At 70.7% G+C, this 24645-nt stretch carries 26 protein-coding genes and 1 tRNA gene; 8 read left to right on the top strand and 19 right to left on the bottom strand.

What is annotated here, in order from left to right:
* Positions 1–257 precede the first annotated feature (257 nt).
* Positions 258–1289, top strand: a complete 1032-nt coding sequence (locus QNO26_RS03295) for an NADP-dependent oxidoreductase (protein WP_257526040.1) — start codon at positions 258–260, stop codon at positions 1287–1289.
* Positions 1290–1351: 62 nt separating this feature from the next.
* On the opposite strand, the gene QNO26_RS03290 is transcribed toward QNO26_RS03295, so the two are convergent.
* Positions 1352–2239: a LysR family transcriptional regulator ArgP gene (locus tag QNO26_RS03290; protein WP_257526041.1), complete on the bottom strand. Its 888-nt coding sequence runs from the start codon at positions 2237–2239 to the stop codon at positions 1352–1354.
* Between the two features lie 74 nt (positions 2240–2313).
* Between QNO26_RS03290 and QNO26_RS03285 the strand changes: the two genes are divergently transcribed.
* Positions 2314–3129: a LysE/ArgO family amino acid transporter gene (locus QNO26_RS03285; RefSeq protein WP_374679344.1), complete on the top strand. Its 816-nt coding sequence runs from the start codon at positions 2314–2316 to the stop codon at positions 3127–3129.
* 2 nt (positions 3130–3131) lie between these two features.
* Here the strand turns inward: QNO26_RS03285 and QNO26_RS03280 are convergent, their stop codons facing one another.
* On the bottom strand, positions 3132–3485 hold the full coding sequence (locus tag QNO26_RS03280) for an iron chaperone (protein WP_306816496.1): 354 nt from the start codon (positions 3483–3485) through the stop codon (positions 3132–3134).
* Between the two features lie 50 nt (positions 3486–3535).
* On the opposite strand from QNO26_RS03280, the gene QNO26_RS03275 reads away from it, so the two are divergent.
* Entirely contained in the window at positions 3536–3811 is a 276-nt protein-coding gene (locus QNO26_RS03275) for an acylphosphatase (RefSeq protein WP_257526043.1), read from the top strand.
* A gap of 429 nt (positions 3812–4240) precedes the next feature.
* Here the strand turns inward: QNO26_RS03275 and rplA are convergent, their stop codons facing one another.
* The 9 genes from rplA to QNO26_RS03230 all read right to left on the bottom strand — a co-directional run bounded on the left by rplA (position 4241) and on the right by QNO26_RS03230 (position 12795).
* Positions 4241–4927 (bottom strand): 50S ribosomal protein L1, encoded by a 687-nt coding sequence (gene rplA, locus QNO26_RS03270; RefSeq protein WP_257526044.1) that lies wholly within the window; start codon positions 4925–4927, stop codon positions 4241–4243.
* A 13-nt stretch (positions 4928–4940) separates the two neighbouring features.
* Positions 4941–5372 (bottom strand): 50S ribosomal protein L11, encoded by a 432-nt coding sequence (rplK, locus tag QNO26_RS03265; protein ID WP_257526045.1) that lies wholly within the window; start codon positions 5370–5372, stop codon positions 4941–4943.
* 184 nt (positions 5373–5556) lie between these two features.
* Entirely contained in the window at positions 5557–6654 is a 1098-nt protein-coding gene (nusG, locus tag QNO26_RS03260) for a transcription termination/antitermination protein NusG (protein ID WP_257526046.1), read from the bottom strand.
* 68 nt (positions 6655–6722) lie between these two features.
* A complete protein-coding gene (gene secE, locus QNO26_RS03255; protein WP_257526047.1) occupies positions 6723–6986 on the bottom strand; it encodes a preprotein translocase subunit SecE in 264 nt (87 codons plus the stop codon).
* 46 nt (positions 6987–7032) lie between these two features.
* Positions 7033–7105, bottom strand: a tRNA-Trp gene (locus tag QNO26_RS03250).
* Positions 7106–7314: 209 nt separating this feature from the next.
* Positions 7315–7752: a pyridoxamine 5'-phosphate oxidase family protein gene (locus QNO26_RS03245; protein ID WP_257526048.1), complete on the bottom strand. Its 438-nt coding sequence runs from the start codon at positions 7750–7752 to the stop codon at positions 7315–7317.
* Positions 7753–7826: 74 nt separating this feature from the next.
* Positions 7827–9194 carry an NAD-dependent succinate-semialdehyde dehydrogenase gene (locus tag QNO26_RS03240; protein WP_257526049.1) on the bottom strand — a complete coding sequence of 456 codons (1368 nt, stop codon included), beginning with the start codon at positions 9192–9194 and terminating at the stop codon, positions 7827–7829.
* 556 nt (positions 9195–9750) lie between these two features.
* A complete protein-coding gene (gene gabT, locus QNO26_RS03235; protein WP_257526050.1) occupies positions 9751–11109 on the bottom strand; it encodes a 4-aminobutyrate--2-oxoglutarate transaminase in 1359 nt (452 codons plus the stop codon).
* 207 nt (positions 11110–11316) lie between these two features.
* Positions 11317–12795 (bottom strand): helix-turn-helix transcriptional regulator, encoded by a 1479-nt coding sequence (locus tag QNO26_RS03230; protein WP_257526051.1) that lies wholly within the window; start codon positions 12793–12795, stop codon positions 11317–11319.
* Between the two features lie 228 nt (positions 12796–13023).
* On the opposite strand from QNO26_RS03230, the gene aceB reads away from it, so the two are divergent.
* From aceB to QNO26_RS03215, 3 genes are all read left to right on the top strand, one after another.
* Positions 13024–14664, top strand: a complete 1641-nt coding sequence (aceB, locus tag QNO26_RS03225) for a malate synthase A (RefSeq protein ID WP_257526328.1) — start codon at positions 13024–13026, stop codon at positions 14662–14664.
* A gap of 58 nt (positions 14665–14722) precedes the next feature.
* A complete protein-coding gene (locus QNO26_RS03220) occupies positions 14723–16318 on the top strand; it encodes an isocitrate lyase (RefSeq protein WP_257526052.1) in 1596 nt (531 codons plus the stop codon).
* Between the two features lie 135 nt (positions 16319–16453).
* Positions 16454–16789: a YciI family protein gene (locus tag QNO26_RS03215; RefSeq protein ID WP_257526053.1), complete on the top strand. Its 336-nt coding sequence runs from the start codon at positions 16454–16456 to the stop codon at positions 16787–16789.
* Positions 16790–16828: 39 nt separating this feature from the next.
* Here the strand turns inward: QNO26_RS03215 and QNO26_RS03210 are convergent, their stop codons facing one another.
* Both QNO26_RS03210 and QNO26_RS03205 read right to left on the bottom strand, forming a co-directional pair.
* Positions 16829–17638, bottom strand: coding sequence for an ABC transporter permease (locus QNO26_RS03210; RefSeq protein ID WP_257526054.1), 810 nt, complete (start codon positions 17636–17638; stop codon positions 16829–16831).
* Positions 17635–18564, bottom strand: a complete 930-nt coding sequence (locus QNO26_RS03205; protein ID WP_257526055.1) for an ABC transporter ATP-binding protein — start codon at positions 18562–18564, stop codon at positions 17635–17637. Before QNO26_RS03205 ends, QNO26_RS03210 begins: the two co-directional genes overlap by 4 nt.
* A 100-nt stretch (positions 18565–18664) precedes the next feature.
* On the opposite strand from QNO26_RS03205, the gene QNO26_RS03200 reads away from it, so the two are divergent.
* Positions 18665–19864, top strand: a complete 1200-nt coding sequence (locus QNO26_RS03200; RefSeq protein WP_257526056.1) for a pyridoxal phosphate-dependent aminotransferase — start codon at positions 18665–18667, stop codon at positions 19862–19864.
* A 75-nt stretch (positions 19865–19939) separates the two neighbouring features.
* Here QNO26_RS03200 and QNO26_RS03195 read toward each other — a convergent pair whose 3' ends face one another.
* The 6 genes from QNO26_RS03195 to QNO26_RS03170 all read right to left on the bottom strand — a co-directional run bounded on the left by QNO26_RS03195 (position 19940) and on the right by QNO26_RS03170 (position 24133).
* Positions 19940–21076, bottom strand: coding sequence for a UDP-N-acetylmuramate dehydrogenase (locus QNO26_RS03195; RefSeq protein ID WP_257526057.1), 1137 nt, complete (start codon positions 21074–21076; stop codon positions 19940–19942).
* On the bottom strand, positions 21076–21477 hold the full coding sequence (locus QNO26_RS03190; protein ID WP_257526058.1) for a MaoC/PaaZ C-terminal domain-containing protein: 402 nt from the start codon (positions 21475–21477) through the stop codon (positions 21076–21078). The genes QNO26_RS03195 and QNO26_RS03190 overlap by 1 nt, the downstream gene beginning before the upstream one ends.
* Positions 21474–21923: an FAS1-like dehydratase domain-containing protein gene (locus tag QNO26_RS03185; RefSeq protein ID WP_257526059.1), complete on the bottom strand. Its 450-nt coding sequence runs from the start codon at positions 21921–21923 to the stop codon at positions 21474–21476. The genes QNO26_RS03190 and QNO26_RS03185 overlap by 4 nt, the downstream gene beginning before the upstream one ends.
* Positions 21924–21962: 39 nt before the next feature.
* A complete protein-coding gene (locus tag QNO26_RS03180) occupies positions 21963–22760 on the bottom strand; it encodes a sulfite exporter TauE/SafE family protein (RefSeq protein WP_257526060.1) in 798 nt (265 codons plus the stop codon).
* Positions 22761–23094: 334 nt separating this feature from the next.
* Positions 23095–23925, bottom strand: coding sequence for an aldo/keto reductase (locus tag QNO26_RS03175; protein ID WP_257526061.1), 831 nt, complete (start codon positions 23923–23925; stop codon positions 23095–23097).
* Between the two features lie 43 nt (positions 23926–23968).
* Positions 23969–24133 carry a hypothetical protein gene (locus QNO26_RS03170; RefSeq protein WP_257526062.1) on the bottom strand — a complete coding sequence of 55 codons (165 nt, stop codon included), beginning with the start codon at positions 24131–24133 and terminating at the stop codon, positions 23969–23971.
* Between the two features lie 142 nt (positions 24134–24275).
* Between QNO26_RS03170 and QNO26_RS03165 the strand changes: the two genes are divergently transcribed.
* On the top strand, positions 24276–24632 hold the full coding sequence (locus QNO26_RS03165) for a DUF7882 family protein (protein ID WP_257526063.1): 357 nt from the start codon (positions 24276–24278) through the stop codon (positions 24630–24632).
* The last annotated feature ends 13 nt before the right edge of the window (positions 24633–24645 follow it).

Below are 24645 nucleotides of genomic sequence, written 5' to 3'. Positions count from 1 at the left end.
GGTCTCGCTCATCGTCATCGGCGGCAGCATCGCCCGGGCGGGCGAGCACCTGCTGGCCGGAGTGCGGGGCGTCGAGGCCTTCGCCGCACGCGGCTGACCATGCCCCACCCACCTACCGTGACGGCCGCACCGGGGGGGACTCGTTGCACCCGCGTAACACGGCCGAGACATACGCGCGGTTGACTGGGACCCTGCCCGATCCGGGGCAGAATCGAGCAACGCTGCCGCGCACCCGCGGCGCGCGGAAGGAGCGACCGATGCGATTCCGGCCGCTGAGATCGTCCACCGTCCCCGAGACGCCCTCCCTCGTGGTGACCGACCCGCCTTCACTGATGAAGGCCGTCGTGTACGACGCACCCGGCACCGCCGACGTGCTGCGCCTCGCCGAGGTTGCGGTGCCCGCACCCGTGCTGAGCGAGCTGCTCGTGCGGGTCGTGGCCGCGGGGGTCAACCCGATCGACGCGAAGACCCGCAGCGGCGGCGGCGCCACCGCCGGCATCCCGTCCTACCCCAGCACGCTCGGCTTCGACTTCAGCGGGGTCGTGGTCAAGGCGCCCTACGAGTCGCACCCGCTGGCGCCGGGCACCGAGGTCTACGGCATGGTGCCCTTCCCCCGCTCGGGCGGCACCTATGCCGAGTACGTCGTCGTGCCGTCGCTGTCTGTGGCCCGCAAGCCCGCCTCCCTCTCGCACGCCGAAGCCGCCGGGGTTCCGCTGGCGGCGCTCACCGCCTGGGGGCTCGTCGTCGAGACCGCCCACGCGCACGAGGGCCAGCGCATCCTCATCCACGCCGGCAGCGGCGGGGTCGGACACTTCGCGGTGCAGCTGGCGTCGTACTTCGGCGCGCACGTGACGGCCACCGGCTCCGCGGCGAACCTGCCCTGGCTGCGGGAGCTCGGCGCCTCCGTGGCCATCGACTACGCCACGACGCGGTTCGAGGACGTCGTCTCCGACGTCGACGTGGTCATCGACCTCGTCGGCAACGTGCACGACGACACGGGCTCGCGCTCGCTGTCGGTGCTGCGCCGCGGCGGCCTGTACGTACTGGTGCCCACGGGCGGCTGGCCGGGCTACGCGGAGGCCGCCGCGGCGGCGGGTCTGCGGGCGACGTCGTACAAGGTGATCCCCGACGGCGGGGTGCTGTCGACGCTGGGGAGACTCCTGGAATCCGGGTCGATCCGCGTCTTCCTCGACCGGGTCTTCGATCTCGGCGAGGCCGCCGCGGCCCACCGCGAGCTCGAGCGCGGTCACACCCGCGGCAAGTCGGTGCTGCAGGTCAGCGACGACTGAGCCGGGCCGGGCCGGGCAGGCGCGGCCGGCGAGCCCGTTGCCTCCGGCGCCTCCGGCGTGGCTCAGGATGCCAGCACCCGCCTGCCCTCGGCGATGAGCTCGGCCGCGACGGCGTCCAGCAGCGGGGAGCGCAGGTTCCACTGCTGCCAGTAGAGCGGCACGTCCACGGCGTCGCCGCCCAGCAGCACGAGGTCCCCGGCATCCAGCGCCGCCTGCGACTGCAGCCGCGGCAGCATCGCCCACCCGAGCCCCAGGCGCACCGCGGAGGCGAAGTCGGCGGAGGCCGGCACGTAATGCCGCGGCGGTGCGTCGGGGTCGACGCCCCGGCCCGCGAGCCAGGTGCGCTGGATGTCGTCGCGACGGTCGAAGTCGACCAGGGGCGCGCCGGCCAGCGCATCCGCGTGCGGCCCGCCGGGCAGATGACGCTCGACATACCGCGGCGCTGCCACCGCCTCGTACCGCAGGGCGCCCAGTGCGCTGACCGCGCACCCGGCCACCGGGGCCGCCCGCGACGTGACCGCCGCCATCACGGTGCCGTCCTCGAGCAGGCGGGCCGTGAAGTCCTGGTCGTCCCGGTGCAGGTCGAAAACCACGGGATGCCGCTCGGAGAGCCGCGCCAGGGACGGCAGGAACCAGGTCGCCAGCGAGTCGGCGTTGACGGCGAGCGGCACCGCCACCGTGTCCTCCCCCGGCGGCGCCCCCAGTTCCCCCAGCGCGTCGTGCTCGAGCAGCGCGAACTGCCGCGCCAGGCGCACCACGGCGCGACCGGCATCGGTGGGTCGCGCAGGCTTCGCGCGCACCAGCAGCACCCGGCCCACCTGCTGCTCCAGAGCCTTGATGCGCTGACTCACGGCGGAGGGGGTGATGTGCAGCCGTCTGGCGGCGGCATCCAGCGTCCCTTCGTCGACGACGGCGGCGAGGGTCTCAGCGAGATCGGCAGGAAGGCGCATCACAAGCGATGCTAATGGTTCGTAAGCCTCATGAGCTGTACTGATCTTCAGCGCCGACCTACCGTGGAGAGGTGATCCCCTCCCTCGTCGCCGGCTTCGCGCTGGGCCTCTCCCTCATCGTCGCCATCGGCGCCCAGAACCTCTTCGTCCTGCGCCAAGGCGTGCGGCGCGAGCACGTCGCGGCGGTGGCGACGGTGTGCGCGGTCTCGGATGCCGTGCTCATCGCGGTCGGCGTCTCGGGACTGGGTGTCGTGGTCGCGGCCGTTCCGTGGCTGGTGGAGGTCGTCCGCTGGGCAGGCGCGGCGTTCCTCCTCGGCTACGCGCTGCTGGCGGCTCGGCGCGCGTGGCGGCCGTCCGGGGCGGCGCTGACGACGGGTGCCGGGTCGGGGTCCGGGTCGGGGTCCGGGTCGGGGGCCGGATCGGGGGCCGGGTCGGGGGCCGGATCGGGGGCCGGATCGGGGGCCGGATCGGGGGCCGGGGCCGCGGGCGGGTCCGGCGGCGCGTCCGGGTCCGGGGGAGGGTCCCGGGCCGGGTCGGGTTCCGGTTCCGCCGCGGCGGGGAGCATGGCTGACGAGCCGGGTGGCGGCACGGCGACCCGGGCGCGACTCGCCCCGGTGCTGCTGACCTGCCTGGCGCTCACGTGGCTGAACCCGCACGTCTACCTCGACACGGTGTTCCTCCTCGGAACCGTCGCGAGCGCGCAGGGCGACGGACGCTGGGTGTTCGCGGCGGGGGCGATGACGGCCAGCGTCGTCTGGTTCTTCGGGCTCGCGTTCGGCGCGCGCTACCTGGGCCGATGGCTGTCGACGCCGCGCTCCTGGCGGGTGCTCGACGGTGTCATCGCGGTCGTGATGACGGCCATCGCGATCTCGCTGATCCTGCACCGGTGAGCTCAGCGGTCGATCTGCGCCTTGCGCGCCGCCACCAGCGCACGCACCGCCTCCTCCGGGAGGGGCGCGTCCGGGGCGACCCGGATGGTGCCCTTGGCCGTCTCGACGCCCGCCAGCTGCGGCGCGACCGCTGCGATCGCCTCGGGGCTGAACGGATACAGGCCGATGTGCCGCTTGGCGCGCATGACGGACAGCAGCGGCCTGCCGCGGTAGGTGAGGGCGGGCATGCCGTAGCCGAGTCCCTGCTCCGCATCGGGAACGACCGCGCGCGCGAGGTCGTAGAGGCGGCCGATCGCCGCGGCATCCGCGGAGTCGAGGGTGGCCAGGTAGTCGTCGACGGTGCCCACGGCGCCCATCCTGGCATCCTCCCCTCGCGGCCGCACCGTCTGCCCGGCACGATGGAGTCATGAAGCGGGTGCACGTGATCGTCAGAGGCGACGTCCAGGGTGTCGGCTACCGGTACACGATGCGGATGGTGGCACGGGATGCCGGCGCGTCCGGGTGGGTGCGCAATCGCCGCGACGGCAGCGTGGAGGCGGAGGTCGAGGGCACGGCCGACCAGGTCGACGCGGTACTGGCCTGGATGGCCGGCGGCCCACCCGGCGCGGTCGTCGAGCAGGCCGCCGTCACCGACCGCGCCCCGCAGCGCGACGCCGGGTTCGAGGTCCTCCCCACCGCCTGACCCCCGCCCCGCCGGGGGCCGCTCGAGTGTCACTTATGGCGGGTGCGCCCGGCCGCGCACTGTGCGCTTGCGACACCGGAGCCGCGCGGGGGCCTCGCCGCGCGCTGCGGGGCCGCTCCGGTGTCACTTATGGCGGGTGCGCCCTGCCGCGGACTGTGCGCTGACGACACCGGAACGGGCCCGGTCCCGCGGGAACAGGCCCGGGCCCGCGGGAGCGGGCGAGGGGCCGCGGGAGCGGGCACCGCCGCGCGCCCCGGCGCCGCTCCGGTGTCACTTATGGCGAGTGCGCCCGCCCCCGACCCTGCGCTTGCGACACCGGAGCAGCGCAGCGCGCACAGCGCGGCCGGGCGAGCGCGGCCCGACCCGCCCCTGCGGAAAGACGCAGGGACCCCGCCCGAAGGCGAGGTCCCTGTGTGTGAGCGGGTCGGCTCAGAAGACGTTGACGTCCAGCGGGATGCCGGGGCCGAACGTGGTCGACACCGCACCCTTCTGGATGTAACGGCCCTTCGCGCTCGACGGCTTCAGGCGCACGATCTCCTCGAGCGCGGCCTTGAAGTTCTCGTCCAGCTGCTCGGCGGTGAACGACGCCTTGCCGACGACGAAGTGCACGTTGGCGTGCTTGTCGACGCGGAACTCGATCTTTCCGCCCTTGATCTCCTCCACGGCCTTGGCCGGGTTGGGGGTCACGGTGCCGGTCTTCGGGTTGGGCATGAGGCCACGGGGACCCAGCACCTTGCCGAGACGACCGACCTGGCCCATGAGCTCAGGGGTCGACACCGCGGCGTCGAAGTTGGTCCAGCCGCCGGCGACCTTCTCGATGAGCTCGGCGCCGCCGACCTCGTCCGCACCCGCGGCGATGGCGGCCTCAGCGGCCGGGCCCGTCGCGAACACGATGACGCGGGCGGTCTTGCCCGTGCCGTGGGGAAGGATGACGGTGCCACGCACCATCTGGTCCGCCTTGCGGGGGTCGACTGCGAGCTTGAGCGCGACCTCGACGGTCGAGTCGAACTTCTTCGACCCGGTCTCCTTCGCCAGCTGCACCGCTTCGGTGGAGCTGTAGAACTTGCCGGGCTCGATCTTCTCGGCAGCTGCGTTGTAAGCCTTGGACTTAGCCATGTTCGTTATCCCCTCAGTCCTCAACCGTGATGCCCATGGAACGGGCGGTGCCGGCGATGATCTTCGAGGCGGCCTCGATGTCGTTCGCGTTCAGGTCGGGCTGCTTGGTCTCGGCGATCTGACGCACCTGCTCCTTGGTGAGCTTGCCCACCTTGGTGGTGTGCGGCGTCTGCGAGCCCTTGGCCACACCGGCGGCCTTCTTGATCAGCTCAGCGGCCGGGGGCGTCTTCAGGATGAACGTGAAGCTGCGGTCCTCGTAGACGGTGATCTCCACGGGGATGACGTTGCCGCGCTGCGACTCGGTCGCGGCGTTGTACGCCTTGCAGAACTCCATGATGTTGACGCCGTGCTGACCGAGCGCGGGGCCGATCGGCGGCGCCGGGTTGGCAGCGCCGGCCTTGATCTGGAGCTTGATCAGGCCGGTCACCTTCTTCTTGGGTGCCATGCTTCTTCCTCTCTTCGAATCGGATGCCGAAGCCTCCGGTTCTCCCGCGGGTCCGGCCCTTCCGGACCGCGGTTGCGTGTGCGCACGCGAAAGCATGCGCAAACCACGACAGTCTACCGCACCCTGACAGCGCGAACGCCCCACAGCCGAGGCTGCGGGGCGTTCGCGACGACGCGGGGATGCGTCAGAGCTTGGTGACCTGGTCGAACGACAGCTCGACCGGGGTCTCGCGCTCGAACAGGGAGACGAGCACCGTGAGCTTGCCGCTCTCGGGCTTGATCTCGCTGATCGAGCCGGGAAGGCCGGCGAACGAGCCCTCCTTGATCGTGATGGTCTCGCCCACCTCGAAGTCGACCTCGGCGGGGATGCTGCGCGCCTGCGTGGCCGAGCCCTTGGCGGCGCCCTTCGCGGAGGCGACCTCCTTGACCTCGACGAGGGACTTCAGCATGTTGAAGGCCTCTTCGAAGCGCAGCGGCGTCGGGTTGTGGGCGTTGCCCACGAAGCCGGTGACGCCGGGCGTGTGTCGCACGACCGACCAGGTGTCCTCGTTCAGCTCCATGCGCACGAGCACGTAGCCGGGGATCCGGACGCGCGTGACCATCTTGCGCTGACCGTTCTTGATCTCGACGACGTCCTCCATGGGGACCTCGACCTGGTAGATGTCCTCTTCGACCTCGAGCGTCGACTTGCGCTGCTCGATGTTGGCCTTCACCTTGCGCTCGAAGCCGGCGTAGGAGTGGATGACGTACCACTTGCCGGGGAGGCTGCGCAGCTCGGCGCGGAACGCGTCGTAAGGGTCCTCTTCGGCATCCTCGTCGCCTGCTTCGGCGTCAGCCTCTGCGTCGTCGACGATGCGACCGGCGGCCTCGAAGTCCGCCAGGAAGTCGGTGTCCTCGACGGGCGCGTCGGGCTCGCCGTTGACGTCGGGGCCGTCGTAGGGGGTGACCTCGTCGGCGCGGTCAGCGGCCTTCTCGGCCTCCTCCTCGGCCATGGAGTCGGTGAGCACCTCAGCCGCGGCCTGGGCCTCGGCGGCCTCGTCGATCTCGAGGGCGTCGTTCACGATGGCATCCGCCTCCGGGTCTTCGATGTCGACATCATCCAGTTCGCGGGCGTCGGCATCCGCGTCGTCGCCGTCCTCCACGATGTGCACCGCGGCACGCTCGGCGGGCTCCACGGCACGCTCCTCCGCGGCGAGGATGTTGCCCTCCTGGGCCTCGTCATCCTCGCTCGACTGCTCCGCGGCCGTCGCCCAATCGGCGTCGTCGACATACTTTTCAGACACTTGGGTTCTCTTCCGTTCGGGGGTCCGGTGCCATGTTCCAGCTCACCGGAATACGTCCGCCGCCTGGCTCAGCTGGGTACGCCGAAGACGATCTGCACGATCCAGGTGAACACCCAGTCGAGGCCGTAGACGATCGCCATCATCACGACGACGAATCCGAGGACGACGCCCGTGAACTTCACGAGCTCTTGGCGGGTCGGCGTCACGACCTTGCGGAGTTCCGCGAAGACCTGGCGGATGAAGATGGCGATGCGCTGGAAGAAGTTGGGCTTCTTCTCGCGCGACGCGTCGCTGGAGGCGACGACTTCGCCCTTCGGCTCGTCCTGGACCATCAACCCCACCTGTGTGTGACCTGGTGTGCCAGCGAGTGCTGACGCGCAGGGCGGACAGGAATCGAACCTGCAACCTGCGGTTTTGGAGACCGCTGCTCTGCCAATTGAGCTACCGCCCTAAAAGGCCCGGGGGCCTTCGGGATGAAATCACATCCCCCGCCGCGACGTGAGTCCAGGGTGTTCCCGACCGGCGGGCACGGCGAAAGAATGCAGATTTCGACTGCACTGTCCAGTGTACGGCATGGCTTCGGCGCCAGACGAATCCCCCACCCGACGCGGCGGCGTGTCCCGGCGCGTCCGCCCCGGTCCGCCCGGGCCCCGCCCCGGGTCAGTATTCGGCGGCTCCGTACCGGTCGGGTTCCTCGGCGCGCACGAACGCGCGGCCCGACAGCGACGTGGGGGCGATCCGTACGTAGTGGTACTTCAGCGTCGGGATCCACGGGTGAAGCGGCAGCTTGTCGGCGGCGGCGACCTGATCGTACGTGTCGAGCACGTGGGCGTGCCCGCGCACCACGACGCTCCAGGCGTCGTCGTCGGTGTGGTCGTCCACTTCGAAGAGCACTTCGTCGCTGACGGTCAGCTCGAACAGCTTGCTGCCCGGTGCGGTGCGGAACACGAGCGACTTCTCGTCGACGACGAAGTTCACCGGGAAGATGTCCAGAACCCCGCCGACGTGCGTGACGAGCCTGCCGAGCTTCTGCGTCTCCAGACGCTCCCAGCACTCGTCGTCCGACAGGGAGGCGACGTATTCCTGCAACTGGTCCATACCCCTATCCAACCCCTGCAGGAGCATGGATGCCAGGGGTCGGTCGCCCGCACGGCGCCGACCCCCGGCGAGGGTCAGCCGGCGACGCGGATCAGCTTCTTGTTGACGAACTCGTCCGCTGCGAGCAGGCCGAGTTCCCGCCCGGTGCCGCTGCGCTTGACTCCGCCGAAGGGCAGCTCCGGCGAGTCGGCGAGCACGAGGTTGACGTAGACCATGCCGGCGTCGATGCGGTCGGCCACGCGCTCCGCCTGCGCGGGGTCGGTGGTGAAGACGTAGGAGCCCAGGCCGAACCCGGTGTCGTTGGCGATCTCGATCGCCTCGTCCTCGTCGGCGACCCGATACACGACCCCGACGGGACCGAAGAACTCTTCGCGGTAGGCGTCCATGTCGCGGGTCACCCCCGTCAGCACGGTGCCGGGGTAGAACGCGCCGTCGCGGGCGCCTCCCGTGACGAGCGTCGCCCCCTGCGCCACGGCGCGGTCGACCTGCTCGGCCAGGCGCTCCGCTGCCGTCAGCGACGACAGCGGTCCGAGCACGGTGTCCTCGGCGAACGGGTCGCCGACGGTGGCTGCGGCCATCGCGGCCGTGAACTTCTCGAGGAAGGCGTCGTACAGCTCGTCGACCACGAGGAAGCGCTTGGCGCCGTTGCAGGACTGCCCGACGTTGTCCAGCCGCGCGTCGACGGCGGCCTGCACCGCCTGGTCGAGGTCGTCGGTGGACAGCAGCAGGAACGGGTCGGATCCGCCCAGCTCCAGCACGGCCTTCTTCAGGTTGCGTCCGGCCACCTCGGCCACAGCCGCGCCCGCGCGCTCGGAACCGGTCACCGACACGCCCTGCACCCGGGGGTCGGCGATGACCTCGGCTGCCTTTTCGTTGGTCAGGCGCAGGTCGGTGTACACCCCGGCCGGGAAGCCGGCGTCGGCGTAGATCCTCTCGATCGCCTCGGCCGACTGCGGGCACTGCGAGGCGTGCTTGAGCAGGATGGCGTTGCCGATCGCGATGTTCGGAGCGGCGAAGCGCGCCACCTGGTAGTAGGGGAAGTTCCACGGCATGATGCCCAGCAGCACCCCGAGCGGCGCCCGGCGGATGACCGCGGTACCGTCGCCCAGGATGTCCACGGGGGTGTCGCCGGTGATCTCTCCGATGTGGTCGGCGTAGTACTCGGTGATGTCGGCGGCGAAGTCGACCTCCCCCTCGGCGGCGGCGAGGGGCTTGCCCATCTCCCGCACGATGATCGCGGCGAGGTCGTCGCGGCGTTCCCGGTGCAGCTCCGCGACGCGGCGCAGCAGGCGCGCCCGCTCGTCGGGTGTCGACGTCCGCAGCCAGCCGCGCGCGGCGGCATCCGCGGTGGCCAGGGCCGACTCGACTTCTTCGTCGGTGGCGGTGGGGTAGGTGGCGAGGGTCTCCCCCGTGGCGGGGTTGACGACCGCGTACGTGCTCATGGTGCTCCGTTCTGCCCGCCGTCGGCGGGGTCGGCGTGGACCGGGTGGTCGGCTCTTCGCGGATGCCGGCGGCACGGGTGCCGGCGCTGGCATCCGCTGCCATCATGCCCGACACCCGCACCCCGCCGCCCCCGCGCCGCTCGAGTGTCACGAATGCCGCGACACCCGCACCCCCGACCGTGCGGAACCGACACTCGAGCAGCCCGCAGCCGCCCCGCGCGCCCCCGCCGCCCGCCCGCCCGCGCCGCGCCCCCGCGCCGCGCCCCCGCAGCACCCCGCGCCGCTCAAGTGTCACGAATGCCGCGCCGCCGAGCCCCCGACCGTGCGGAACCGACACTCGAGCAGCCCGCAGCCGCCCCGCGCCGCCGCAGCGCACTCCCGCGCCGCCCAGAGGGCCCGAGTCGCCCCACGCCGCCGCGCGCCCCCGGCGCCGCTCGTGTGTCACGAATGGCGGGTCACCGACCCCCGGACCGCGCGGAAGCGACACTCGAGCAGCCCCGAGCCCGCAGCCCCGAGCCCCGAGCCCTGACCCCGGCCCGGTGCGCCAGCGGGCGGGTCAGTGCGCGGCGATAGCGGATGCCACGACGTCGAGGCCCTCGTGGAGCAGCTCGTCATCGATGGCGAGCGGCGGCAGGAACCGGATCACGTTGCCGTACGTTCCGCAGGTGAGCACGATGACGCCCTCGGCGATGCACGCCCGCGCGATGTCGGTGGCCAGCGCGGCGTCCGGCGCGCCGGTGCCCGGGTCCGCGAGCTCGATCGCGATCATGGCTCCGCGGCCACGCACGTCACCCACCCGCGGGTCGGCCCCTGCGAGCTCCCGCAGCCGGTCGAGCATGAGGCGCTCGATCTGCTGCGCGCGCTCGATGAGACCGTCGTTCTCGAAGGCGTCGATGGCGGCGAGCGCGGCGGCGCACGCGACCGGGTTGCCCCCGTAGGTGCCGCCGAGGCCCCCGGCATGCGCGGCATCCATGATCTCGGCGCGACCCGTGACTCCGGCCAGCGGCATGCCGCCTGCCATGCCCTTCGCCGTCGTGATGAGGTCGGGCACGACGCCGAACAGCTCGCTGGCGAACATGGCTCCGGTGCGGGCGAAGCCCGACTGCACCTCGTCGACGATGAAGACCACGTCGTTGTCGCGGCACCACTGGGCGACGGCGGGGAGGAAGCCGTCCGCCGGCACGATGAACCCGCCCTCCCCCTGGATCGGCTCGATGACGACGGCGGCGAGGTTCTCCGCCCCCACCTGCTTCTCCATGAGCGTGATCGCGCGGGCGGCTGCCTCGCCGCCGGTCAGCCCGTCGCGGAAGGGGTACGACCCCGGCACCCGGTAGATCTCGGGGGCGAAGGGGCCGAATCCGCTCTTGTAGGGCATGGCCTTGGCTGTGAGCGCCATCGTCAGGTTCGTGCGGCCGTGGTAGCCGTGGTCGAAGGCCACGACCGCCTGGCGGCCGGTGTGCTTGCGAGCGATCTTCACGGCGTTCTCGACGGCTTCGGCGCCGGAATTGAACAGCGCGGTCTTCTTCTCGTGGTCACCCGGGGTGAGCCGGTTCAGCGCCTCGGCCACCGCGACGTACGACTCGTACGGCGAGATCATGAAGCAGGTGTGCGTGAACTGGGCGGCCTGCGCGGCGATCGCCTCGACGACCTTCGGGTGCGCAGAGCCGACAGTGGTGACGGCGATGCCCGATCCCAGGTCGATGAGCGCGTTGCCGTCGGCATCCATCACGATGCCGCCGCCCGCGGCGACCGCGGCGATCGGGACGGTGTGACCGACGCCCGCCGCGACAGCGGCGCTCTTGCGTTCGAGCAGGTCGCGAGAGCGCGGCCCGGGGATGGCGGTCACCATGCGGCGCTGCTGCGGCAGCCCGGGTCCGCCGAGCGGGAGGGAAGGGGCGAGATCGTCGATGATCATGGCCCCGAACATACCGCTCACCCGCCCCCGCCGAGCGCTGCTCGAGTGTCGCTTACGCACAGTCTCGTGCCAGCGGAACCCGCCATCCGCGACACACGAGCAGCGCGCGAGGGCGAGCAGCGCCCGACACACGAGCAGCGCGCGAGGGCGAGCAGCGCCCGACACACGAGCAGCGCGCGGGAGCAGCGCAGCGCCCGACGGCGGCGCTCAGCGTGGCGCGTGCGCCTCGAGGAACTCGTACACCTCGGTCGAGTCCACCCCCGGGAACGAGCCCGTCGGCAGGGTCGCCAGCAGCGTCCGCGGCGTACGCACGTTCGGCCACGAGTGCTCGCGCCACGCCGACTCGAGGTCGGCCGGCGCCCGGCGGCAGCACGCCTCGACCGAGTGCTTCGAGACGCCGCGGTTCGGAGTGTCGCGTCCCAGGAACCACTTCGTGTCATCGAAGCGCACGCCCACGCTGACCGAGTGCGCCCCCTCGCTGGACGCCTCCACCCGCGCCGTGCACCAGTAGGTGCCGTTGCCGGTGTCGGTGTACTGGTAGTACGGGTTGAAGTGGTCGTCGACGTCGAAGACCACGCGGCTCGTCCACTTGCGGCAGCACATCTGCCCCTCGATCGACCCCAGCCGGTCGGTGGGGAAGTTCACGTCGTCGTTCTCATACGCCTTCGTGATCGTCCCCGATTCGTGCACCTTGAGGAAGTGCACCGGGATGCCGAGGTGGGTCGTCGCGAGGTTGGTGAACCGGTGCGCGGCCGTCTCGTACGACACGGAGTACGTGTCGCGCAGGTCCTCGATCGACAGTGCTCTGCGGGCCTTGGCATCCCGCAGGGCCGGCACGACGTGCGCCTCGGGGATCAGCAGCGCGCCGGTGAGGTAGTTCGTCTCCACCCGCTGGCGCAGGAACTCGGCGTAGCTGTGCGGCTCGGAGTGCCCGAGGATGCGGCTGGACAGCGCCTGCAGCACGGCCGTGCGCGGGTCGGCCTTCGCCGTGACGCGGCTCGAGAGGTAGAGCCGCCCGTTCTTGATGTCGGCGACGCTGCGGGTCGTCTGCGGCAGGTCGGGCACGTAATGCAGCGTGAAGCCGAGGTGCGCGGCGATGTCCGACGCCGTCCGCTGTGTGAGCGGCCCGCCGGGGTGGCCGACGGCATCGAGGATGCCGCGGGCGTGCTGCTCGAGGTCGGCGAAGTAGTTGTTCTGCGTCCTCATGAGACGCCGCAGCGCCACATTCGCCCGCCGCGCTTCCTCGGGGGTCGCGGACCGCTCGTCGCGCAGGCGCTCGATCTCGCCCTGCAGTGCGATCATCGCCTTCAGCGCCTCGGTGGGCACCGTCTTGCCGACACGGAAGGGCGCGATGCCCAGCGCCTGGAAGGTCTGGCCGCGCATCGCCCGTTCCAGCTGGATCTCGAGCGTCGCCCGCTCGTCGAGCGGCTGGCTCTCCAGCAGCGCGTCGAGCGTCGTCCCCAGGGCCCGCGAGATCGCCCGAAGCAGGGTGAGCTTCGGCTCCCGCTTGCCGTTCTCGATCATCGACAGCTGACTGGGTGCGCGCTCGACGGCGGCGGCGAGCTCGTCGAGGGTCATCCCCCTGGCCGTGCGCAGCTGACGGATGCGCCGGCCCATCGTCAGTGCGTCCACCGCTTCATCGTCGGCGGAGCGAGCGTCGATCTCGACATCGAGAGAGGTCGTCATGGCCGGATTCTGTCACGAATGCAGAAGTATCGGGAAACTTCACACCGGATTCGGCCGTTCAGACCCGGGATGTTCACCGGATAGTGGAACCACGCCACACCCCCAGGGATCCGCACCGAGGATCGCGGACTGCAGACCCGGCTCACTCGCCGGTCGCGCAGCCCAGGAACACTCACCCGCACTCGCTCACAGGAGAACAGGGACATGACACCTGCAACCGCCACCCCGATGCGCACGCGCACCGCACCGATCCCCACCCCGACGCGCGAGGCATCCGTCGACGTCGTCGGTCGCCTCGGCTCCCGCTACGACGAGATCCTCACCCCCGACGCTCTGGCCTTCCTCACCGAGCTGCACCAGCGCTTCAGCTCCCGCCGCCACGACCGGCTCGCCGACCGCATGCGCCGGCGGTTCCAGATCGGCAACGGCCACGACCCGCACTTCCGCGACGACACCCGGCACATCCGCGAGGATGCCGAATGGCAGGTCGCCGGCGCCGGTCCCGGCCTCGAGGACCGTCGCGTCGAGATCACCGGCCCCACCGACCCGAAGATGACGATCAACGCGCTCAACTCGGGCGCGAAGGTGTGGCTCGCCGATCAGGAGGACGCCACGAGCCCCACGTGGAAGAACGTCATCGAAGGTCAGCTGAGCCTGCGCGACGCGATCCGCGGCGAGCTGTCGTACACGAGCCCGGAGGGCAAGCGCTACGAGGTCACCGCCGAGCAGACGCCCACGATCGTGATGCGCCCGCGCGGCTGGCACCTCATCGAGCACCACATCCGCTTCACCGACCGCTTCGGTCGCGAGATGGCGGCATCCGGGTCGCTCGTGGACTTCGGCCTGTACTTCTTCCACAACGCGGCGCAGCTGATCGCGAACGGCCGCGGACCCTACTTCTACCTCCCCAAGCTGGAGTCGAGCGAAGAGGCGCGGCTGTGGGACGACATCTTCACGTTCAGCGAGCAGTACGTCGGCATCCCGCACGGCACCATCCGTGCGACGGTGCTGATCGAGACGCTGCCGGCGGCGTTCGAGATGGAGGAGATCCTCTTCGAGCTGCGCGACCATTGCGCCGGCCTGAACGCGGGCCGCTGGGACTACATCTTCTCGATCATCAAGAACTACCGCGGCCGCGGCGCCCGCTTCGTGCTCCCCGACCGCAGCGAGGTCACGATGACCGTGCCGTTCATGCGGTCGTACACCGAACTGCTGGTGCAGACGTGCCACAAGCGCGGCGCCTTCGCGATCGGCGGGATGAGCGCCTTCATCCCCAACCGCCGCGACCCCGAGGTGACCGAGCGCGCGTTCGAGAAGGTGGCCGCAGACAAGAAGCGCGAGGCCACCGACGGCTTCGACGGCACGTGGGTCGCCCACCCCGACCTCATCCCCGTCGCCCGCGCAGAGTTCGACGCGGTGCTGGGCGAGCAGCCGAACCAGGTGGACCGCGAGCGGTTCGACGTGAACGTCACAGCGGCCGATCTGATCGACGTGCGCATCGGGCGCCCTATCACCGCGCAGGGTGTGCGCGACAACGTGTCGGTCGCGATCCGCTACCTCGAGGCCTGGCTGCGCGGCCAGGGTGCGGTCGCGATCGACAACCTGATGGAGGATGCCGCGACGGCCGAGATCAGCCGCTCGCAGGTGTGGCAGTGGATCCACCAGGATCTGTCCACCGCGGAGGGAGACCGCATCACCCGCGACTACATCGAGGGGCTCATCGCCGAGATGCTCGGCGAGGTCCCGCGCCGCAGCGGCGATCGGTTCGACGACGCCGCGGAGGTGTTCCGCGAGGTCGCACTCGGCCAGGACTTCCCCGCCTTCCTCACCCTCTCGGCGTATTCGCGCTTCCTCATCGAGGCCGACTGACCCGCGCTCGCCGTCGCCTGCGCGACGCCACACTCACACCCCAACGAAGGGAACAGCAATGACCACCTACCAGGACGACATCCAGGCCATCCAGGCGCTCAAGGCGGAGCACGGATCCGCGTGGGATGCCATCAACCCCGAGTCCGTCGCCCGGATGCGGGCGCAGAACCGCTTCAAGACCGGGCTCGAGATCGCCCAGTACACGGCCGACATCATGCGCCGCGACATGGCCGAGTACGACCAGGACTCGTCGGTCTACACCCAGTCGCTCGGCGTCTGGCACGGTTTCATCGGCCAGCAGAAGCTGATCTCGATCAAGAAGCACCTGAAGTCCACGAACAAGCGCTACCTCTACCTCTCCGGGTGGATGGTCGCCGCGCTCCGGTCGGAGTTCGGGCCGCTGCCCGACCAGTCGATGCACGAGAAGACCTCTGTTCCGGCCCTCATCGAGGAGCTCTACACGTTCCTGCGCCAGGCCGACGCCCGCGAGCTCGACCTGCTCTTCACGCAGCTCGACCACGCGCGCAGCGCCGGCGACGAGACGGCGGCGGAGTTCATCCAGGCGCAGATCGACGCCTACGAGACCCACGTCGTGCCGATCATCGCGGACATCGACGCCGGGTTCGGAAACCCCGAGGCGACGTACCTGCTGGCGAAGAAGATGATCGAGGCGGGCGCCTGCGCCATCCAGATCGAGAACCAGGTGTCGGACGAGAAGCAGTGCGGTCATCAGGACGGCAAGGTCACCGTCCCCCACGAGGACTTCATCGCCAAGATCAACGCGGTGCGCTACGCCTTCCTCGAGCTGGGCATCGACAACGGCATCATCGTCGCCCGCACCGATTCGCTCGGCGCCGGCCTGACGCAGAAGCTCGCCGTCACGCAGGAGCCCGGCGATCTCGGCGACCGGTACAACTCGTTCCTGGACGTCGAGGAGATCTCGGAGTCCGACCTCGGCAACGGCGATGTCGTCATCAAGCGCGACGGCAAGCTGCTGCGCCCCCAGCGCCTGGCGAGCAACCTCTACCAGTTCCGCGCCGGCACCGGCGAGGAGCGCGTCGTGCTGGACTGCATCACCTCGCTGCGCAACGGCGCCGACCTGCTGTGGATCGAGACCGAGAAGCCCCACGTGGAGCAGATCGCCGGCATGGTCGACGCGATCCGCGAGGAGATCCCGGATGCGAAGCTCGTCTACAACAACAGCCCGTCGTTCAACTGGACGCTCAACTTCCGCCAGCAGGCCTACGACCAGCTGGCCGAGCAGGGCGAGGACGTCTCGGCCTACGACCGCGGTGAGCTCATGAACGTCGCCTACGACGACACCGAGCTCGGCCGGCTGGCCGACGAGAAGATCCGCACGTTCCAGCGCGACGGGTCGGCTCGGGCGGGCATCTTCCACCACCTCATCACGCTGCCGACCTACCACACGGCCGCGCTGTCCACCGATGACCTCGCCAAGGGCTACTTCGGCGACGAGGGCATGCTCGCGTACGTCCGGGGCGTGCAGCGCCGCGAGATCCGCGAGGGCATCGCGACGGTCAAGCACCAGAACATGGCGGGAAGCGACATCGGCGACAACCACAAGGAGTACTTCGCCGGCGCGGCGGCCCTGAAGGCGGGCGGCGCGCACAACACGATGAACCAGTTCGGCTGAGCACGCGCTCGACACGGCGGATGCCTCGGACCACCCGGTCCGGGGCATCCGCCGTTTCCTCTCCCGGAATGTCGATTCCCCCTGCCGCCGCAGCGACGTGCTGTCGTAACGTCACTCCAACGAAAGGCGACGCAAATGCGATACCTCATGCTCGTGCTCACCGATCCCGACCTCGATGCCCCCGAGGAGCCGCCCGTCTCGATCGAGGACTGGGTCGACGAGGCATACGGGACCGACAGGGCTGTGCTGGGCGACCGGCTGCGACCGGCCGCCGAGGCCAAGACCGTGCGACGCCGGCGCAACGGCGTGATCGTCAGCGACGGCCCGTTCGCCGAGTCCTACGAGCTCCTCGGCGGCTTCGACGTGCTCGAGTGCGAGACGCTGGACGAAGCCGTCGAGCTGGCCTCGCGGCATCCGATGGCCACCGCAGGGGTCATCCAGCTGCATCCGGCCTGGCCGCTGGACCTCTGACGCGGGGGCAGCGCCCGCCCCGCCGGGCGGGCGCTCGGCTCACGCGTCGCGGCGGATCCAGCGGAAGGTCGCGCGGCTGAGCAGGAGTCCCACCAGCAGCCAGATGCCCAGCGCCAGCGCCACCCAGCCGAGCTCCCAGCCGTCACCGGGCTCGAGGGTGGCGTACTCGGGGGGCAAGAACGCGGCGCGCATGCCACGCGCCATCCACACCAGCGGGAACGCGCTGGCGACGTACTGCAGCCAGTCCGGCAGCTGCCAGAAGAAGATGTAGACGCCCGAGACGAACTGCAGCACGAGCGCGATGGGGACGACCACCGCCGTGGCGCTGCGCCCCGAGCGCGGCAGCGAAGAGACCGCGATGCCCAGGAGCGCGGATGCGATGAGCCCGAGGAGGAACACCCAGGCGAACGTGATCCACGACTCCGCGTCGGACGGCAGCGCGACATCGAACACGACCGCTGCGACGACGATGAGGATGAACGCCTGCAGCACGCCCGTGGTGAGCACCTGGGCGATCTTGCCCGCGAAGTAGCTCACCGGCGACAGGGGCGTGCCCCCGAGCCTTTTCAGGGTGCCGTCGGAGCGCTCCATGGCGATGTCGACCGCGAGGTTCTGGAAGCCCGACAGCAGCAGACCCGCAGCGAGCATCGCCGGCAGGTACAGCTCGGCCGCCGACAGCTCGGGAACGCCCGGCCCGCCGGCGATGCCGCCCTCCTCCTGGAAGATCGTGCTGAACAGCGCCAGCATGAACACCGGGAAGAGGAACGTGAAGAACAGGGTGTCGCCGGCGCGGAAGTATCCGCGCACCTCGTAGGCGGCGCGGTGCACGCCGAGGGCGATGACGCTCATCGACCCGCCCCCTCGGTCGCGGGGGCCTGGGGCGCCTCGTCCTCTGCGCCGCCGAGCGCGGTGTCGCCGGCGGCATCCACGCCTTCCTGCTCGTCGACCATCGAGAGGTAGATCTCCTCCAGCGCCGGGCGGCGGATCTCCAGCCCTTCCGGCTCACCGCCGAGTCGTTCGGCCAACGCCGCGGTGAACTCCCACGGACGAGCGGTGCGGGCCTCGTGCGTGACCCCGCCCTCTCGCCAGGTGACCCGCGGCGTGCGGGCCTGCTCCCCGCCGAACCCGGCGACCGGGCCGATCGCCCGCAGACGCCCGCGAGTGATCACGGCCACCCGGTCGGCCAGCTGGGCAGCCTCGTCGAGGTAGTGGGTCGTGAGCAGGATCGTCGTGCCCTCGTCCTGCAGCCCGCGGATCAGCTGCCAGAACTCGCGCCGCGCTTGCGGGTCGAACCCCGTCGTCGGCTCGTCGAGGAACAGCAGCTCCGGCCGGCCGATGATCCCCAGCGCCACGTCGACGCGGCGCTGCTGACCGCCGGAGAGCTTGGAGATGCGGGTGCCGGCCTGCGCCTCGAGCCCGACCGCGGCGATCACCTCGTCGACGTCGCGGGCGCGGGGGTAGTAGGTGGCGAACTGCCGCAGCTGCTCGCGCACCGTGTAGAGGCCGCCCTGACCCGCCGACTGCAGCACGATGCCGATGCGGGCCTTCCACTCCAGCCCTGCCGTGCCGGGGTCGGCGCCCAGCACGCTGACGGACCCGGCGGTGCGGCGCCGGTACCCTTCCAGGATCTCCACCGTGGTGGATTTCCCTGCGCCGTTGGGGCCCAGCAGAGCGAAGGTCTCGCCGCGCGCGATGGTGAAGCTCACGTCGTCGACCACGGCGACATCGCCATAGGTCTTGCGCAGGTTCTCCACCCGCACGGCATCCATGTCCATGGATACAGCATGCGTGATCGGCGATGTTTTCCCTACGCACAGTTGCCCGTGAACGCCGCTCGCCCGGCGCGAAGCACGGTCGCGCACTACGATTTCAACCGTGACCGAACGCGCTCCCCTGTCCCGCAAGCTGTCCGCCATCGCCGAGTCCGCCACCCTGAAGGTGGATGCCAAGGCGAAGTCCCTGCAGGCGGCCGGTCGCCCCGTCATCTCATATGCGGCGGGCGAGCCCGACTTCGCCACGCCGCAGTTCATCGTGGACGCGGCCGCCGAGGCGCTGAGGGACCCCGCGAACTACCGCTACACGCCTGCCGCCGGCCTTCCGGTGCTGCGCGAGGCGATCGCCGCGAAGACCATGCGCGACTCCGGCCTGGAGGTCTCCCCTTCGCAGATCGTGGTCACCAACGGCGGCAAGCAGGCCGTCTACCAGGCGTTCCAGGCCGTGGTGAACCCGGGCGACGAGGTGCTGCTGCCCGCGCCGTACTGGACCACCTACCCCGAGGCGATCGCGCTGGCCGACGGCGTGCCGGTCGAGGTCTTCGCCGGCGCGGACCAGGACTACAAGGTCACCGTGGCGCAGCTCGAGGCCGCCCGCACCGAGCGCACCACCGTGCTGGTGTTCGTGTCGCCGTCCAACCCCACCGGATCGGTCTACACCCCCGAGGAGACCGCCGAGATCGGTCAGTGGGCGCTCGAGCACGGAATCTGGGTGGTCACCGACGAGATCTACCAGAACCTCGTCTACGACGGAGCGCGCGCCGTGTCGATCGTCGAGGCCGTGCCGGAGCTGGCCGGCCAGACGCTGCTGGTCAACGGTGTCGCGAAGACCTACGCCATGACCGGGTGGCGCGTGGGCTGGATGGTCGGCCCCGCCGACGCCATCAAGCTGGCGGCCAACCTGCAGTCGCACCTGAGCTCCAACGTCAACAACGTCGCGCAGCGCGCAGCGCTCGCCGCCCTCACCGGCCCCCAGGACGAGGCCGAGCAGATGCGGGTCGCGTTCGACCGCCGCCGTCGCCTCATCGTCGGTGAGCTCGCCAAGATCGACGGTGTGACCGTGCCGAACCCGCTCGGCGCGTTCTACGTCTATCCCGACGTCACCGGCCTGCTGGGCCGCACGTGGGGCGGGGTCACCCCGACGACGTCGCTGGAGCTGGCCGACCTCATCCTCGAGCAGGCCGAGGTCGCCGTCGTCCCGGGTGAAGCGTTCGGCCCCTCCGGGTACCTGCGACTGTCGTACGCGCTCGGCGACGACCAGCTGCTCGAAGGCGTGCAGCGTCTGCAGCGCCTGTTCGCCTGAGCCGTCGGCCCCGGTCCCGCGGCCACGAGCGGAGGCCGGGGCGCACGGAAGGCCGTGCGCCGGCGCACGCCGTGACTAGAGCTCGACGCCCACCAGCACCGGCTCGGGCTGGAGGATCAGCCCGAAATCGGACTGCACACGCTGCTGGATGAACCGCGCCAGCTCGGCGATCTCCTCGGCCGTGGCCGACCCGCGGTTCGTCAGCGCCAGCGCGTGCTTGGTCGACAGACCCGCCCGCGAGCGCGGCAGGCGGAATCCCTTGCGCAGCCCGGCGTGCTCGATGAGCCAGGCGGCGCTGACCTTCACCTCCGGCTCCTGCGCGACCGGCGCGGGGACGGAGCCGTCGAAGGCCGACAGCGGGATGACGGTGACCGTGTCGAGGTCGGGCGCCACTGGCCACCGTGGGCACTCCGGCGGCAGGGTGCGGGCGAACGAGGCCGATACGACCGCGTTCTGGAAGAACGATCCGGCGCTGTGCGTGTCGGGGTCGGCGTCGTCGAGCACCATCCCCTTCATGCGGCGGGTGGCCAGCACGGTCTCGCGCACCCAGGCGAGGCTCACGGTGGCATCCGGCTCGAGCCGCAGCGCCTGGCGCAGCTGCGCGCCGCGCACCGGGAACTCCCCGTGACCGACCTCGGTCAGCTCCAGCGTGACCGAGATGATGACGCCACGGCGGGCGGCGCCCGTGCCGTAGTGGTCCTTCAGCACCGAGGTGCGAAAGCCCAGCCCCAGGTCGGCGGCGGGAACCGTCTCGACCTCGCCGGTGGCCTCGTCGAGCAGCTCCACCTCCACGAGGGTCTGCACGATCTCCTGCCCGTAGGCGCCGACGTTCTGGATGGGCGCTGCACCGGTCGTGCCGGGGATCCCGGACATCGCCTCGATGCCGGCGAGCCCCTCGGCGACGGTGTACGCCACGAGGTCGTCCCAGTCATGCCCCGCCTCCACCCGCAGGCGCACGCGCCCGGCGCGCGGGGAGGGCAGCGCCTGGATGCCGGAGGTGCGCACCAGCACGACGGTGCCGTCGAAGGGGTCGTCCGAGACCAGCAGGTTCGATCCTCCCCCGATGACCAGCCACGGCTCGTCGTCGGCCCAGGCCGCGCGCACCGTCTCGATCAGCTCGTCGCGGGTGCGTGCCTCGACGAGGCGGCGGGGAGTGCCGCCGGCGCGCAGCGTGGTCAGCCGGGACAGCGGAAGCGGGGTGATCTCGGGCATCAGCGGCGCACGCGCACCTGGGCCTTGCCGAGCACGGTGGTGTCGGCGCAGGTGACCTTGAGATCGATGCGGGCGGAGTCGTCGTCCAGTGCGCCGACGGTGGCGGTCACCTCGACATCGGCACCGTCCTCGGCATCCACCACGACGGGGCGCGTGAAGCGCACGCCGTAGTCGAGGATGCGGCCGGAGTCGCCCAGCCACGGCACGATCGTCTCGACGGCGAGCCCCATGGTGAGCATCCCGTGGGCCAGCACGCCGGGAAGCCCGACGCGGGCGGCGACGTCGTCGCGGTAGTGGATGGGGTTGAAATCACCCGATGCCCCCGCGTAGCGGACGAGGGATTCGCGGGTCAGGTGCACGGTGCGCTGCGCGACGACGTCGCCGACGGTCAGGTCGCTCATTCGTCCTCTCCCCCGATCAGCAGCACCGACACAGCGGTGACGACGTGGTCGCCCGCGGCGTCGGTCATCTCGGCCTCGCTGGTGACCATCGCGCCCTTGCCGAACGGACGCACGCCCGTGATCGACAGGGTCGCCGTGATCTCGTCGCCTGCGACGATCGGCCGGCTGTAGCGGAAGCGCTGCTCGGCGTGGATCGTGCGCTCCAGCGCGATGCCGGAATCAGGCTCGGCCAGCAGCTGCTGGAGGGTCAGATCCTGCACCACCATCGCGAACGTCGGCGGCGCCACGACGTCGGGGTAGCCCAGCTCGCGGGCTGCGGCGACGTCGGTGTGCTGCGGGTCGGTGGCGTGGACGGCGCGTGCGAACTCGCGCACCTTCTCTCGCCCCACGAGGTACGGCGGGGTCGGCGGGAACACACGCTCGACCAGCTCGGGATTCACGGACACGCGTTCCATCCTCCCACAGCCGCGCCGACCGACCGCGGTCTACGCCCGGCGCGCACGCAGCGCCCTGAGCGCCATCTGCACGGCGATGAAGGCCAGGAAAAAAGCGAAGAGGATGTTGGCGGCGAGGGGGTCCAACAGGGTCGCCAACCACGCCCCCAGCGCGGTCGTCGTGCACGCGGCGACGCCGACGAGAGCGGCGGCGACGAGGTCGACATTGCGCCGCCGGATGTTGCCGATCGTCCCCGAGAGGGCGGTGGGGATCATCATCAGCAGCGACGTCCCCTTCGCGATCAGGTCGCTCGTGCCGAAGAGGAGCATGAGGGCCGGAACGACCACGACACCGCCGCCGACGCCCAGAAGACCGGCGAGGATGCCGGTGATGAAACCCAGCGCGATCAGGCCGAGTCCGGTGCCCCACGAAAGCACGAGCTGCGCGTCACGGGACGGCACGACGATGAACAGCGAGACGATGACCACCACGAGGAACCCGACGAACCCCCACCGCAGGGCGTTCTGGTTCACCCGCGCCAGCAGCCAGGTGCCCAGCTGCGCGCCCACGACCGCCGCGGCGGCGAGGAGGAGTGCGGGGATCCAGGCCACGGAGCCGTTGACGGCGTAGGAGATCACCCCGACCGTCGCGGTCGGGACGATCGCGGCGAGCGACGTGCCGGCCGCTCGACGCTGGTCGAAGTGCAGCAGCAGCACCAGCAGGGGCACGATCACCGTGCCGCCGCCGACGCCGAAGAGCCCGGAGAGAAGCCCCGCGGCAAGGCCGACCCCCAGGCACGAGAGGATGAACCGGGGGGTGCGACGGACCGGGGCCGCGGGCGCGCTCATGCCGGCACCACCTCGTCGATCGCCCATCCGTCCGTTGCGGGCACGAGGGTGCCGCTGCCCTGGTCGAACCGTCCCGGACTGGGTGAGCTCATGGCGATCCTTCGCGTCGCGCGGCGTCTGCCGCGGGTGGTCAGCCTAATCTTCCGATGCGCGGGGCGGCGGGTGGCCGCATCGGCATCCGCGCCGCGGATGAGGGTGTTCTCACGCAATTCGCGCTCGGCCGCACGCCGCGGCTAGCGTGGAATCTGCTTCACCCCGGTCGCGCGGTGTTCGGGTCACCCCGACCGGGAAGACGGCCCGGGCTCATCGCCCGGGCCGTATTCTCATTCCGGGATCAGAACGTGGCCTGATCGGGGTCGGCCCCCACCCGCTGACCGCGGTCCAGGCTGTCGATCGCGGCCATCTCGTCGACGGAGAGCTCGAACCCGAACACGTCGAAGTTCTCGGCCATGCGCTGCCGGGAGTTGCTCTTGGGGAACACGATGATCCCCTGCTGCAGGTGCCAGCGGATGACGACCTGGGCGGGCGTGACGCCGTGGGCGGCCGCGGCATCCACGATCGCCTGCTCGCCGAAGAGGTCGTACTTGCCCTGCCCGAGCGGGCCCCAGGCCTCGGTGCGGATGCCGAGGGGCTCGATGAACGCACGCAGCTCGCGCTGCGCGAAGGCCGGGTGCAGCTCGATCTGGTCGACCGCCGGAACGGTGTCCGACTCGGCGAGGATGCGCTCGATGTGGGAGCGGTGGAAGTTGGAGACGCCGATCGACCGGGTGAGTCCGCGGTCGCGCAGCTGCTCCAGTGCGCGCCACGATTCCACGTAGCGGTCGAGATCGGGGCGCGGCCAGTGGATCAGGTACAGATCCACGTGGTTCAGGCCGAGCTTTTCCAGGCTCGAGTCCATCGCGTCGAAGACCGACTGCGTGCCCTGGTCCGAGTTCCACAGCTTCGTCGTGACGAAGAGCTCCTCGCGCGGGATGCCGGAGGCGGCGATGGCGCGACCGACGCCTTCCTCGTTGCCGTAGACGGCCGCGGTGTCGATGTGGCGGTAGCCCACCTCGAGCGCGTCGGAGACGATGCGCTCCGTCTCGGTGGGGTCGACCTTGAAGACGCCGAACCCGAGCTGCGGGATCGTGTGGCCGTCATTGAGCGTGAGGGTGGGAACAGTCATGCGCACCAGCCTGGCACGTCCCGCACCGGCGTGGGGCGTCGCCTCAGCGCAGCCCGACCGGGTCCGTCCACAGCGCCTCTTCCACGACGAGATCGTCGAAGAGCGTCATCGCGTCGGACCCCGCGGGCATGGGGGCCGGTCGGTAACCCGTGGGGAGATCATCAACGAGTTGCCGCGCCCTCGGCCCTCCCACCAGCAGATACACCATGCCCAAGAACGTAAGGCCTGACCCCGATCGGCGAGGGGTGCTTGCGCTCACGGTCTGGGCATCGTAAGGGCGCTAGGCTGGGGTCGCTGCAGCCGCTTGGTCGGTGGCGGTGATCTAGCCCAGACCGAGAGAGTGGAGTGACGTGGGAACGCTGTATTACGGGGGCGAGTCCACGCCCGTACACATCGAGGATCGCGCGCTGGCGCACCTGAAGGTCGTCATCGCGACCAAGCTGCGCCGTGGCGAGAGCTTCACGGTGTCGTGGCGGCATCCCGACGACCAGGAGCGCGGCCGCAGCACCGTGTGGATCCACCCGTCGATCCCCCTGCGCTTCGTCTTCGACGACCCGGAGCCGACGCAGCTCAGCCGCAGCTGGGTCGAGGAACTCGCCAGCAGCGCGAACTCCTCCGGCGGCGTCATGCTCGTCGCCGAGCACATCGACACCGACGCGGCGGACGTCGCAGACGACACCCCGGAGTCCTCCAGCGCGCTGAGCTGATCCCCTCGGTCCT

This window comes from Microbacterium sp. zg-Y1090, assembly GCF_030246945.1.
GTDB lineage: Bacteria > Actinomycetota > Actinomycetes > Actinomycetales > Microbacteriaceae > Microbacterium > Microbacterium wangruii.
The sequence above is the reverse complement of the archived record's forward strand: the minus strand, read 5'-3'. Positions and strand labels throughout refer to the sequence as shown.